Annotated in this window: 10 protein-coding genes; 2 read left to right on the top strand and 8 right to left on the bottom strand. The window is 63.1% G+C overall.

The features are described 5' to 3' along the window. Nucleotides 1-4 precede the first annotated feature (4 nt). Nucleotides 5-2281 carry a 4Fe-4S binding protein gene (locus tag ABLV49_RS07610; RefSeq protein WP_349281011.1) on the top strand — a complete coding sequence of 759 codons (2277 nt, stop codon included), beginning with the start codon at nt 5-7 and terminating at the stop codon, nt 2279-2281. Here ABLV49_RS07610 and ABLV49_RS07615 read toward each other — a convergent pair. The 8 genes from ABLV49_RS07615 to gabT all read right to left on the bottom strand — a co-directional run bounded on the left by ABLV49_RS07615 (nt 2247) and on the right by gabT (nt 11643). Next, nucleotides 2247-3719 (bottom strand): NAD-dependent succinate-semialdehyde dehydrogenase, encoded by a 1473-nt coding sequence (locus ABLV49_RS07615; RefSeq protein WP_349281012.1) that lies wholly within the window; start codon nt 3717-3719, stop codon nt 2247-2249. The two genes, ABLV49_RS07610 and ABLV49_RS07615, sit on opposite strands and share 35 nt — an antisense overlap. Before the next feature lie 107 nt (nt 3720-3826). Beyond that, nucleotides 3827-4774, bottom strand: coding sequence for an agmatinase (gene speB, locus ABLV49_RS07620; protein ID WP_349281013.1), 948 nt, complete (start codon nt 4772-4774; stop codon nt 3827-3829). A gap of 70 nt (nt 4775-4844) precedes the next feature. Continuing rightward, nucleotides 4845-5930, bottom strand: a complete 1086-nt coding sequence (locus tag ABLV49_RS07625) for an ABC transporter substrate-binding protein (protein WP_349281014.1) — start codon at nt 5928-5930, stop codon at nt 4845-4847. Nucleotides 5931-5976: 46 nt separating this feature from the next. Beyond that, nucleotides 5977-6801 carry an ABC transporter permease gene (locus tag ABLV49_RS07630; RefSeq protein ID WP_349281015.1) on the bottom strand — a complete coding sequence of 275 codons (825 nt, stop codon included), beginning with the start codon at nt 6799-6801 and terminating at the stop codon, nt 5977-5979. 7 nt (nt 6802-6808) lie between these two features. Then, a complete protein-coding gene (locus tag ABLV49_RS07635; RefSeq protein WP_349281016.1) occupies nt 6809-8080 on the bottom strand; it encodes an ABC transporter permease in 1272 nt (423 codons plus the stop codon). Nucleotides 8081-8110: 30 nt separating this feature from the next. Next, nucleotides 8111-9142: an ABC transporter substrate-binding protein gene (locus ABLV49_RS07640; protein ID WP_349281017.1), complete on the bottom strand. Its 1032-nt coding sequence runs from the start codon at nt 9140-9142 to the stop codon at nt 8111-8113. A gap of 68 nt (nt 9143-9210) precedes the next feature. Then, nucleotides 9211-10287, bottom strand: a complete 1077-nt coding sequence (locus ABLV49_RS07645; protein ID WP_349281018.1) for an ABC transporter ATP-binding protein — start codon at nt 10285-10287, stop codon at nt 9211-9213. Between the two features lie 63 nt (nt 10288-10350). Further along, nucleotides 10351-11643: a 4-aminobutyrate--2-oxoglutarate transaminase gene (gabT, locus tag ABLV49_RS07650; protein WP_349281019.1), complete on the bottom strand. Its 1293-nt coding sequence runs from the start codon at nt 11641-11643 to the stop codon at nt 10351-10353. 183 nt (nt 11644-11826) lie between these two features. On the opposite strand from gabT, the gene ABLV49_RS07655 reads away from it, so the two are divergent. Further along, nucleotides 11827-13218 carry a PLP-dependent aminotransferase family protein gene (locus ABLV49_RS07655; RefSeq protein ID WP_349281020.1) on the top strand — a complete coding sequence of 464 codons (1392 nt, stop codon included), beginning with the start codon at nt 11827-11829 and terminating at the stop codon, nt 13216-13218. Nucleotides 13219-13241: the final 23 nt, after the last annotated feature.

The following is a 13241-nucleotide window of genomic DNA, read 5'->3' on the forward strand; positions in this document are numbered from 1 at the left end:
ACAAATGATGGGCGATTGGCTGAAACGATACGAAACGAAAATCATCATGTTTCATGGCATCCGGGTTCTTTTGAACCGAATAACCGTTCTCCCTTCAAACCGTATTCTCGGTTTGGCTGTATCTGTGCTGGTTATGCTGGCCAGCAATTGGACATGGGCTGGAAACCTGAACAAGGAAGACATCGAACACCGTTTCCGGCGGCCCTATCAGGTCCAGGAGAAGCTGACCGACATACCCGTCTGGCCATTGACCAGCGCGCTGGAACAGCAGGCGGGGCCAGTGGCTTATGTGTTCGAATCCATCGACCTTGCACCCCTTCCCGGATTCGAAGGCACGCCGATGAACTACCTGGTTTCAATCGACCGCAAAGGGAACTTCATCGATGTCGAGCTGCTTCACCAAAATGAACCGGTATTCACTTTTCGGGATATGGGCGGGCTGGGCGATAAACCTCTGCGCGAATTCATTTCGCAATATGCCGGGCGCAGTATTCGCCAGCCATTCTTGATTGCACTCGACGCTGCGCGCAACCGGACCGGCCAGTCCGGCAACAGCGGCGGCTTGACGGTGCTCGATGGCATCTCCCGGGCAACCAGTTCGGTGCGGGTCACCAACCAGACAGTGCTCGACGCCGCGAACGAGGTTGCGCGTGCCAAGCTGGGTTTTGCCGACCGAAAGAAAAGCGGCCCGGCGGCGCATGTCCTGCCCGATGTGTATGACCCGGTGAGCTTCGAGGACATGCTCAAGAACGGCATGGTCGGGCGCCTTCGCATGACCCATGCGCAGGTCGAGAAAATCTTTGCCGGAACGGAAGGTGCGCGGGTCGATGCCTATGCCCTGGCCCATCCGGACGAAGTCTTCGTCGATTTCTACGTTGCCTACCTGAATGCGCCGACGATTGGGCGCGCCATTCTTGGCGATGCACAGTACAAGGCGGTCATGGAGCGCAACTTCGACAAGCGGCACCTGTGGTGGGTCGCATCGGCAGGTCAATACTCGATCATCGACGAGGGTTTCATTCCGGGAGCCCAGTCGCCTCGGCTGGCCATGAAGCAGAACGCAACATTTCTTGAATTACGCGACCAGGATTTCGAACCCAAAGTCATTGGCGCCCTCCCTGAACTCAATACCTCGCGCCTATTCGGAGTCAATGCCACAGCCAGCCTAGACCCGGCCAGCCCTTTGGAGCTGATTCTTACGATCACCCGTGCGAAAGGGAGCATCCTGCCTACCCTGATTCCCAAACAGGTCACCCTGTCTTATGTTCCTCCCGCAAGCTTGTTCGCCTATCCCCCAAAACCGCTGCCAGAATGGCTGCTGGCCTGGAAAGCGCGCTGGATCGACCTGGCGGTTTTGGGCCTGGCCCTCATCTTTCTCACTGTCGTCCTTTCCCGGCCGCGCTGGATTTCGATGGATGCCCGCAGGTTGCGCATCTTTCGCCTCGGCTTCCTGGCCTTCACGCTCGTCTATATCGGCTGGCACGCGCAGGGGCAACTGACCATCGTTCAGGTCACCGGGGTGATCAAGACGCTCAAGGCGGGGCAAGGCCTGACCAGCTATCTGTATGACCCGATCTCGCTGCTCTTGATGGCTTTTACCCTGGTCAGTTTCTTCATTTGGGGCCGGGGAACCTTCTGCGGCTGGCTATGCCCGTTCGGTGCCCTGCAGGAGTTTGTCGGCCTGCTGGCCCGCCGCTTGCGGATTCCGCGCCTGCGAATTCCGCTGGCAGTTGCCAGGCGCCTGGAATGGGGGCGTTACCTGGTCCTTGCCACCTTGGTAGCAGCCGCCTTCTTGCTGCCCACGCAGGGAGAAACGCTCAATGAGGTGGAGCCGTTCAAGACGGTCACCACGCTCGCCTTCAACCGCACCTGGCCGTTCATCGCCTATGCCGTCGCGTTGTTGGTAGCCGGGGCGTTCTATTACAAGTTTTTCTGCCGCTTTCTTTGTCCGCTCGGCGGTGCCATGTCGCTCGGCGGACGGCTGCGCCGCTTCGACTGGCTGGCGCGCCGCACCGAGTGTGGCAAGCCCTGCCAGCGCTGCAAAGCCGTGTGCGAATACGATGCGATTGAACCCAGCGGCAAAATCCGCTATGACGTTTGCTTTCAGTGCCTGGACTGCGTGGGCGTTTACCATGATGACAAGCGCTGTGTGCCCATCATGCTGTACCAGAAGAAAGGTGATCGTTCCGTGCCACCTTCAGGTTCGAGGAATTGCTCGCCCTCAGCAATCCCAGCCGGGACGGGCATTATTTCAAAATGTCACCCAGGCAGAGGTATTTGATTTCCAGGTACTCTTCCATGCCGTGGCTGGAGCCTTCGCGGCCCAGGCCGGACTGCTTGACGCCGCCAAACGGCACATGTTCGGTGGCAATCACGCCGGCGTTGATGCCGACCATGCCGTACTCCAGCGCTTCGGCCACGCGGTAGATGCGGCCGATGTCGCGGCTGTAGAAATAGCTGGCCAGGCCGAACTCGGTGTTGTTGGCCGCGTCAATCGCTTCCTGCTCATGGGTGAAGCGGAACACGGGCGCAAACGGGCCAAAGGTTTCTTCCCTGGCGCACAGCATGTCGGCATGTGCTTCGGAAATCACCGTCGGCTCGAAAAACTGGCCTTCGAGCTTGTGGCCGCCGGCCAGCAGCTTGCCGCCCTTGGCCAGCGCGTCCTGAACATGGCGCTCGACCTTGTGAACAGCAGCGTCTTCAATCAGCGGACCCTGTCCCACGCCGTCTTCAAAGCCGTTGCCGACCTTGAGCAGCCTGACTTTTTCGGCAAATTTATGCACAAACTGGTCGTACACGCCTTCCTGCACATAAATGCGGTTGGCGCAGACGCAGGTCTGTCCGGCGTTGCGGTACTTGCTGGCCATCGCGCCTTCGACGGCCGAGTCGATGTCGGCATCGTCGAACACGATGAAGGGCGCATTGCCACCGAGTTCGAGCGACAGCTTCTTGATCGACGGCGCGCTTTGCGCCATCAGGATGCGGCCGACTTCAGTGGAGCCGGTAAAGCTGATGTGGCGCACCACGTCGCTGGCGCAAAACACCTTGCCCACCGCCGCGCTTTCGTCGGTCGTGAGGATGTTGAGAACACCGGACGGAACGCCGGCGCGCACGGCCAGTTCGACCGCTGCCAGCGCGGTCAGGGGCGTGAGTTCGGCCGGCTTGATGACCACCGTGCAGCCAGCCGCCAGCGCCGGGGCCACCTTGCGGGTGATCATGGCCAGCGGGAAGTTCCAGGGCGTGATGGCCACGCACACGCCGATGGGCTGCTTGAGCACCATCAGGCGGCGGTTGTTGTCGAACTGCGGCAGGGTTTCGCCGTTGACGCGCTTGGCTTCCTCGGCAAACCACTCGACAAAGCTGGCGCCGTAGGCGACTTCGCCCTTGGCTTCGGCAAACGGCTTGCCCTGCTCGGCGGTCATGATGCGGGCCAGGTCTTCCTGGTTGGCCATCAGCAGGTCAAACCATTTGCGCAGGATGATGCTGCGCTCCTTGCCGGTCTTGCCGCGCCAGGCGGGCAGGGCGGCGTTGGCGGCAGCAATGGCGGCTTCAGCATCCTCGGCGCCGAGATTGGCCACGTCGGCGAGTTTGTTGCCGTTGGACGGATCGGTCACGTCAAACCGGCTCGCGCCCGCCAGCCACTGGCCATTGATCAGGGCATCGGTCTTGAGCAGGCTGGGGTCGTTGAGCAGCGAAAGGGGGGAAGTTTTCATGTCCATGTGCGTTCTTTCTGAAGAGCTGGCTGCCGCATTTAAAGGCAGCCGGGGGCCGAAAAATCAATCTCAAAGCATACAGCGCGAGGCCGATTGGTGCAGTGGGGAAAGTGTTAGCGGTAGTTCACGCCGGGCAATACGCACAGCATTTCATACAGCAGGTTGGCGCCCAGCAGGGCGGTGTTGCCGGAGGCATCGTAGGGCGGGGACACCTCGACCAGGTCGGCGCCGACCAGCCTCAAACCCCGGCAGCCGCGAATGATTTCCAGCGCCTGCGGAACGCTCAAGCCGCCGATTTCAGGCGTTCCGGTGCCGCCCGCAAAGGCCGGGTCGATGCCGTCGATGTCAAAGCTCAGGTAGCACGGCGCCTGGCCGATGGATTCGCGCACCCGGGCCATGAGCGGCGCCAGCGACTGGTACCAGACTTCGTGCGCCTGCACCACGTTGAAACCCTGCTGGCGTGGCCAGTCGAAATCATCCATGCCATAGCCGGTTCCGCGCAGGCCGATCTGCCAGACCTTGCTGCCCTGCAGCAGGCCTTCTTCGACGGCGCGGCGAAACGGCGTGCCGTGGGCGATGCGCTCGCCGAACATGTCGTCATTGACATCGGCATGCGCATCGACATGCACCAGCGCCACCGGCCCGTGCCGGCGGCAGAGGGCGCGCAGGATGGGCAGCACGATGGTGTGGTCGCCGCCCAGCGTCAGCGGGATGCAGCCGCTGTCGATGACGGGCTGGTAATGCTGCTCGATGATCTCGACCGACTTGTGCAGGTTGTAGGTGTTGATGGGCACGTCGCCCAGGTCGGCCACCTGCAGCGCATCGAAAGGCGCGGCGCCGGTGGCCATGTTGTAGGGGCGGATCAGGCTGGACTCGGCGCGGATCTGGCGCGGTCCGAAGCGTGCGCCGGGCCGGTTGCTGGTGCCGATGTCCAGCGGCACGCCGATGAAGGCGGCATTCAGGCCGGCGGCATCGCTGCACATCGGCAGGCGCATCATGCTGGCCCAGCCGCCGAAGCGGGGCATGGCGTTGCCGCCCAGGGGTTGGTTGAAAGTCGTCATGACGGGAGATGTTTGGGGTTTGGGTTTTTGCCGTTCGGTGGGGTGCGGATTCGCCGCTCCTGGGCTGGCGTTATTTCATGCGCTGGGCAAACTGCTTTTCCAGTTCCGCACCGCTGCCTTGTGTCCAGAAGGCCGGATCAAAGGCCAGCGAGCGGCGCATGTTGCCGGGCGCCGATGGCAGGTCGCTGCTGGCCATGGACAGGTCGGCCACCGGCGCGCTGGAGGCCGTGCGGGTGCGGCCGCTGTCGTAGTTCAGGATGGCGTTGAAATGGGTTGGGCCGTAGGGAATCTCGTGCGAGAACGCCAGTTGCGCCTTTTCCGATGTGGCAAAGCTGATGAAGGCGCGTGCCAGATCACGCCTTGGCGTTCCCTTGACGATGGCCCAGTAATCGAGTTCGTACACGGCGTCCAGCCAGGAAATGGCCAGTGGCTCCGTGCGTTCGCGATTGGCTGCGGCGATGCGTCCATTGAATGCGGTGGACAGGGTGGTTTCACCGGATGCCAGGCGCTGGGGCGGCTGGGCGCCGGACTCCCACCAGACGATATGGGGCTTGAGCTGCTGGAGCTTGGCCAGTGCGCGGCGCATGCCCGCCTCTGTCTTGAGCGTGTTGTAAACATCGCGGCGATGCACGCCATCGGCCATCAGGGCTATTTCCATGTTGTAGCGCGCGCCTTTGCGCAAGCCGCGTTTGCCGGGAAAGCGCTGCACATTCCAGAAGTCCTGCCAGCTTTTGGGGGGTTCCTTGAACCGGCTTGGGTCGTAAGCCATGACGGTGGACCAGACGAAGGCGCCGACGCCGCATTCCTGCACGGTGCCGGGCAGCAGCATGTTAGCGTGTGGAATGCTGCTGCGATCGATGCGCTCGAACAGCCCGGCTTCGCAGCCGGCCTTGACATCGGCCGACTCGACTTCCACCACGTCCCATTCGTTCTTGCCTGCGTTCACCATGGCGCGCACAGCCGAAAGCTCGCCGGAATATTCAACACCCCTGGCTCCCACCTTGTGGGCCAGCTTGAAGGGCTGGATGAACGCCACGTCCTGCGCCTTGCCATTGGCCCCGCCGAAGTTGGCGACGGTCAGCGTCTGGGGCTGGGCTTGCGCCGCCGACGCCGCGCCGAGTGCGACCAGGAAATACGCCAGAAGGCTGGTTTTCATAGGAGTGTGTTCCGAGAGGGTGGAGATGCTGGTTGCAGGGGGCAAGTCACTTCCTGCGTCCGCGCAGCCATTCCATGGTCATCATCAGCAGTGCCGTGAACAGGATGAGCAGGGTCGCCACGGCGGCAATCGTCGGGGATATGTTCTCGCGGATGCCGGTGAACATCTGGCGCGGCAGCGTCGTCTGGGTCGGGCCGGCCAGGAACAGGGTGACCACCACCTCGTCAAAGGAAGTGGCAAAGGCAAACAGCGCCCCCGAAATCACGCCGGGCGCAATCACCGGCAAAGTGACCCGGAAGAAGGTCTGCAGCGGCCCGGCGCCCAGGCTCAGGCTGGCCTTGACCAGGTTCTGGTTGAAGCCTTGCAGCGTCGCCATGACGGTGGTGACGACAAACGGCGCGCCCAGCGCGGCATGCACCAGCACCAGCCCGGTGTAGGAATCGGACAGGCCGATTTTTGCAAAGAACAGGTAGGTGCTGACGCCCACCACCACGATAGGCACCACCATGGGCGCGATCAGCAGGCTGGTCAGCAGGCCCTTGCCGAAGAACTGCACCCGCGCCAGGCCGACAGCGGCCAGCGTGCCCAGCGCCGTGGCAATCAGCGTGGCGAGCGGCGCCACGATGAAGCTGTTGCGCGTGGCCCGCGCCCAGTCGCTGGAGGCGAACAGTTCCTCGTACCAGCGCAGCGACCAGCCCGGAATCGGGTAGGACAAAAAGGACGAGTTGCTGAACGACAGCGGAATGATGACCAGGATGGGCAGCAGCAAAAACAGCAGCACCGCGCCGCAGAAGATGCGCAGGCCGTACCAGCCGAGCTTGTCGGCCGGGGTGTAGTAGGCAGGAAAAATGGGAACAGCAGAAAGTTTCATGTGGTGTTCAGCCCAGGCTCAGTTCAGCTTTTGCAAAGCGGCGGTACACCGCATACAGGATCAGCGTGGTGGTCAGCAAGACCGAACCCAGCGCGCAGGCCATGCCCCAGTTGACATCCACATTGGTGTACTGGGCCACGTAGTAGCTCAGCATCTGGTCAGCCGCGCCGCCCAGCAGGGCCGGCGTGACGTAGTAGCCAATCGAGGTGATGAACACCAGCAGGCCGCCGGCGGCCACGCCCGGGTAGGTTTGCGGCACGTACACCCGGAAAAACGCGGCCAGCGGCGTGCTGCCCAGCGAAACGGCGGCGCGCACGTAGTTGCCCGGCACCGACTTCATCACGCTGTAGAGCGGCAGGATCATGAAGGGCAGCAGGATGTGCACCATGGCAATGATGACGCCCAGCCGGTTGAACAGCAGCGGCACCGGCTCGCCGGTCAGGCCGGTGAACATCAAAAAGCGGTTAACCAGCCCGTTGGTTTGCAGCAGCACGATCCAGGCGGCGATGCGCACCAGCACCGAAGTCCAGAACGGCAGCAGCACCAGGATCATCATCAGGTTGGCCTTGCGTTCATTCAGGGTGGACAGCCAGTAGGCCAGCGGATAGCCCAGCAAAATGCACATCAGCGTGACCACCGCGCTGATGGAAAAGGTGCGCAGCAAGATGTCGCTGAAGGCGGCTTCCTCGGGGCCCACGCGAACGATGTGACCCTGCGCATCGCGTTTCAGATCGACAGAGGTCAGCAGGTAGTCGGGCGTCCAGCGTGAACTGTTCTTGGCAATCGCCCACCAGTAGGGCAGCTCGGCCCATCGTGCGTCGTGGGCCAGCAGTTTTTCTTTGGCCTCCTGCGGGCTCAGGTTGGTGCCCAGCGGCAGCGCGCGGTAGGTGCCCATGATGAGCGAGCGGGCGCCGCTCACTTCACTGTTCAGGCGCCGGGCCAGAACGCCGGCCTGCGCCGTTTCGGGAATCGCCGCCAGGTCGGCCAGCAGCGCGGCATAGGCGGCGTCCGGGGGCGCGGCTTCGCGGTCCCAGCCGGCCAGCGCCTCTCCGGTGCGGCTCAGGGTGCTGGCGACTTCCGGGTTTTCCACGGCCCTGACCAGCAGGGCGCCCAGCGGCACGAGAAAGGTCACCGCCAGGAAGATCAGCAAGGGAAGCGTCAGTGCAATGGCGCGCAGCCGTTTGCGGCGCTCCACCCGGCGCAGCTGGGCGGCCAGCGCCGGTCCGGTGGTGCCATCGGCTACCAATGGCATCAGGGGAAGGGAAGCCGTTGCGTTCATTGCACTGGTCCTTTATCTAACGCTTGGCTTTTACTGTGCGGACCAGGCTGCAAAACGCTTTTCAAGCGCTTCACCCTGGTCGGCCCAGAAATGGATGTTGAACTGCAGGGCGTCCTTGCTGTTGGCCGGGGAGGTTGGCAGCAGCGCCAGCACCTTGGGGTCGAGCTTGGCCAGCGCCTTGTTGTTGGTCGGGCCGTAGGAGATGTTGCGGGCGTACTCGGCCTGCGCATCGGGGCTGGACGCCATGCTGATGAACTTCAGTGCCAGGTCTTTGTTCGCGCCGCCTTTGGGCATGACCCAGTAATCCAGGTCGTAGATGCCGCCGGTCCAGGTGATCTGCAGGTTCTTGCCTTCGCGCTGGGCTGCGTCGATGCGGCCGTTGTAGGCGGTGGTCATGGCCACGTCGCCGGCCACCAGGAACTGCGGCGGCTGGGCGCCTGCTTCCCAGAACTGGATGCTGGACTTGAGTTCGGTCATCTTCTTGAAGGCGCGGTCCGCGCCGTCCTTGGTGGCCAGCACCTTGTACACGTCGGCGGTCTTCACGCCGTCGGCCATGAGGGCGAATTCCAGGTTGTAGCGGGCGCCCTTGCGCATGCCGCGCTTGCCGGGGAATTTCTTGGTGTCCCAGAAGTCGGCCCAGGTGACGGGCGCGGTCTTGAGCTTGTCGGCGTTGTAGGCCATGACGGTTGACCAGATGAAGGTGCCGACGCCGCATTCATGCACGGCCGCAGGCTGGAAGTCGGCCTTGTTGCCGACCTTGGACCAGTCGATTTTTTCAAACAGGCCTTCGTCGCAACCGCGGTTCACGTCCGGGCTTTCGACCTCGACCACATCCCAGGTCACTTTCTTGGTTTCGACCATGGCCTTGATCTTGGCCTGCTCGCCGTTGTACTCGACCGGCAGGATCTTGCCGGTGCCTGATTTTTCAAAGGCTTCGAAATAGGCCTTTTTCTGGGCGGCCCCGTTGGCGCCTCCAAAGTTGACCACGGTCAGCTGGCTTTGGGCCAGCACCGGCAGGCAGACACCGGCTGCAAGGGCAATCATCAAGGGCTTGAGTTTCATGGGAAATTCCTTTGGTGGGGACGTTGGCTAAAGGGAAGAAAACTAGGGGAATCAGGGAAAGGCAGCGGTCAGCGGTAAATACGCAGGTGTTCAACCGGCGCATGTACATGAATGGTCTGGCCGGGCTCGGGCAACTGGTGGTGGCCCAGCGGCATCTTGATGGTGGCGTCAGGCTGGCCGGGCATTTCGCAGCGCAGGCGCAAATGGTCGCCAAAGTAAATCACGTCCAGCACCTGGCTCTGGAAGGTGTTGGCGCCGGGCGCGTCGGCAATTTTCAGCCGCTCCGGTCGGGTGCCGCACTGCACCGCATCGCCGACACCGGCGGCATTGACATTCAGGCCGCGCAACTGCACGCCGCTGGGCAGGCGAACCTCGCAATGCGCGCCGTCCAGCCGCGTCACCTCGGCCTGCAACACCGTGCTGTCGCCGACAAAGCCGGCGACGAAGCGGTTGGCCGGCGTTTCATAGAGGCTGTCCACCACATCGATCTGCTGGATCGCGCCGTCGCTGAAAACGGCGACGCGGTCGGACATGGTCAGCGCCTCGGTCTGGTCGTGGGTGACATAGACAAAGGTCACGCCCAGGCGGCGGTGCAGCGCCTTGAGTTCGATCTGCATGTGCTCGCGCAGCTGCTTGTCCAGCGCGCCCAGCGGCTCGTCCATCAGCACCAGTTGCGGGTCGAACACCAGCGCCCGGGCCAGGGCCACGCGCTGCTGCTGGCCGCCCGAGAGCTGGCCGGGGTAGCGGCCGCCCATGCGGCCGAGCTGCACCATGTCCAGCGCCTTGAGCACCTTGGCTTCGCGCTCGGCCTTGGGCAGCTTGCGCACCGTGAGCGGATAGGCGATGTTTTCGGCCAGCGTCATGTGCGGAAACAGGGCGTAGTTCTGGAACACCATGCCGAAGTTGCGCTTGTGCGGCGGCGTACGGGTGATCTGCCGGCCGTCCAGCATGATCTCGCCTGCCGTGGGCGACTCGAAGCCGGCCAGCATCATCAGGGTGGTGGTCTTGCCCGAGCCCGAAGGACCGAGCAGGGACAAGAATTCGCCTTGCCGGATGTCCAGGTTCAGGTCGCGCACCACGAGGTTGATGCCGTCATAGGTTTTCTGGACGCCGGTGAAGCTCACCAGGATTGGATTGGTTGTCATTCGTGTGGGCCTGACAAAAAGAAGGCTGAAGCAAAAGCGGACAGCGTGTTCATCATGCGGCAATCAGGCGACAGCGTCAAAGCAGTCGGCCATGATGCCAAGGCCTTCGTCGAGCACCGCGTCGCTGGCGGTCAGCGGCACCAGGATGCGGATGACGTTGCCGTAGGTGCCGCAGGTCAGCAGGATCAGGCCGCGTGCCGTCGCCTCGGCCGTGATGCGCTTGGCCAGGTCGGCATCGGGCTGTTTCACATCGCCGTTCTTGAACAACTCGATGGCCACCATGGCGCCCATGCCGCGCACGTCGCCAATGCAGGCGTGGCGTGCGGCCATGGCCTTGAGGGCGCTGGTCAGGCGTTCGCCGACGTTGCGGCTGCGCTCAAGCAGGTTTTCCTTTTCAAACACATCGAGCACGGCCAGCGCGGCGGCGCAGGCAATCGGGCTGCCGGCGTAGGTGCCGCCCAGTCCGCCGGGCGCGGCGGCATCCATGACTTCGGCGCGGCCAACGACCGCTGAAATCGGGAAGCCGCCGGCCATGGACTTGGCCATGGTGATGAGGTCGGGGGCCACGCCGCTTTGCTCCACGGCAAACCAGGTGCCGGTGCGTCCGGCGCCGGTTTGCACCTCGTCGCAAATCATCAGGATGCCGTGCGCATCGCACAGGGCGCGCAGGCGCTGGAGCATCTCGGGCGGCGCTACCACGAAGCCGCCTTCACCCTGCACCGGCTCGATGATGATGGCCGCCACGCGGCTGGGCTCGATGTCGTTCTTGAAAATCGTTTCGATGGAAGCCATCGAATCATCGACCGTCACGCCGTGCAGCGCATTCGGGAACGTGGCATGAAAGATTTCGGCAGGGAAGGGGCCGAAACCCGCTTTGTAGGGAACGACCTTGCCGGTCATGGCCAGCGTCAGCAGGGTGCGGCCATGGTAGCCGCCGCTAAAGCAGATCACGCCTGAACGCCGGGTCGAGGCGCGGGCGATCTTGATGGCGTTTTCGACCGCCTCGGAGCCGGTGGTCAAAAACAGCGTTTTCTTGGCAAAGTCGCCCGGCGCCTTGGCGTTGATGCGTTCGGCCAGCTCGACGTAGGGCTCGTAGGCCAGCACCTGAAAGCAGGTGTGGGTGTACTTGTCGAGCTGGTCCTTGACGGCCTGGATGACGGCCGGGTGGCGGTGGCCGGTGTTCAGAACGGCAATGCCGCCAGCAAAATCAATGAAGCGGCGACCTTCGACGTCCCAGATTTCCGCGTTCTCGCCCTTGGCGATGAAAATGGCGTGGCTGTGGCCCACGCCGCGCGGAATGGCTGCCTGGCGGCGGGCAAGCAGGGCGGCATTGGTCAGGTTGGGTTCACGGTGCATGAGAAGTCCTTTTTCGATGATGGAAGGCCGGGCTCGCCATACGGTTGTCGAGCATATGCCTGTACTTTAAGGATTGCGGCCCGGCGTTAACATATACAGATTACCCCTGCTGCAGGGTGTACTGTGCTGCCCGCACGACCTCTACACACAAACCCTTTGCCCATTGTTGGGGCCTGCTCTGTCATGTTCGTACTCAATCTCCAGTCAAGCGTTGCGCTGGTCACCCAGATCGTCGCTGGATTTCGCCAGATGGTCGATGATGGTGCATTGCGCCCAGGCGCCAAGCTGCCGTCCATCCGCCAGTTCGCCCATGCCCACGGCGTCAGCGTCTATACCGTGGTCGATGCCTACGACCGGCTGGTGGCGCTGGGCTACTTCCAGTCGCAGGCGAATTCCGGATTCTTCGTGCGCAGCCGCGCCAGCCAGGCCACGTTGTCCCTGGGCGCTTCGGGGCAATACAGTTTTGACTCGATGTGGTACTTGCGCCGCATTTTTGAAAACCGCGCGCTGCGCTGCAAACCGGGCTGCGGCTGGCTGCCCGGCGACTGGCTGTTCACCGAGGGCATGCGGCGCAGCCTGCGCAACCTGGCCGCGGAAGATGTCGATCTGGGCGGCTACGGCGAGCCCAAGGGCTATCTGCCGCTGCGCCAGGTGGTGCGTGACCTGCTCGCGTCCCGCGAAGTCGTGGTGAATGCCGAGCAGGTGCTGCTGACCCAGGGCTCCAGCCAGGGCCTGGACCTGGCCGCGCGCCAGCTGGTCCGGCCCGGCGATGCGGTGCTGGTTGATGAGCCCGGCTATGCCAACTTGCTGTTTTCCCTGCGGTTTCTGGGCGCCCGGCTGATCGGCGCGCCGCGCACGCCGACCGGCTACGACCTGGATACGCTCGAAGCCCGCATCATCGAGCACCGGCCCAAGGTGTTCTTTACCCAGCCGCGCCTGCAAAGCCCGACCGGCTCCACCGCCGTGCTGTCGCATCTGCACCGGGTGCTGCAGCTGGCCGAAAAATACGATTTCATGGTGGTGGAAAACGATATTTACGCCGACCTCGACCCCGAGTCCCGGCCGTCCCTGGCCAGCCTTGACCAGTTGAAGCGGGTGATTTACATCAGCAGCTTTTCCAAGACCATCTCGCCCAACATCCGCGTCGGCTATCTGGCGGCCAATCCCGAACTGCTTGAAGACCTGGCGCGGCTGAAGATGATTTCGGGCCTGACATCGTCCGAATTCACCGAGCGCCTGGCCTACGGCGCGCTGGTCGATGGCCGCTGGCGCAAGCACATCAAGACGCTGCGGGACCGGCTGGCGCTGGGCCAGCGGCGGCTGGCCAGCCTGTTGCTGGCGATTGGCTTCGAGTTGTTTTGCGAACCCAAGGCCGGCATGTTCCTGTGGGCGCGCCACCCGGCCATTCAAAACGCCGGCGAACTGGCCTACAACGCGGCCGAGCAGGACATTCTGCTGGGGCCGGGCCACCTGTTTTCAGTCGATCTGGAGCCCAGCCCGTGGCTGCGTTTCAACGTCGCCTGGTCCGACGACGAGGCCTTGCTGCGTTTCCTCGTCACCCTCAAAGCCGCCTAAAATCATCGGCTTGCCTGCACGCG

This window comes from Polaromonas hydrogenivorans (genome assembly GCF_040105105.1).
GTDB classification, from domain to species: domain Bacteria; phylum Pseudomonadota; class Gammaproteobacteria; order Burkholderiales; family Burkholderiaceae_C; genus Polaromonas; species Polaromonas hydrogenivorans.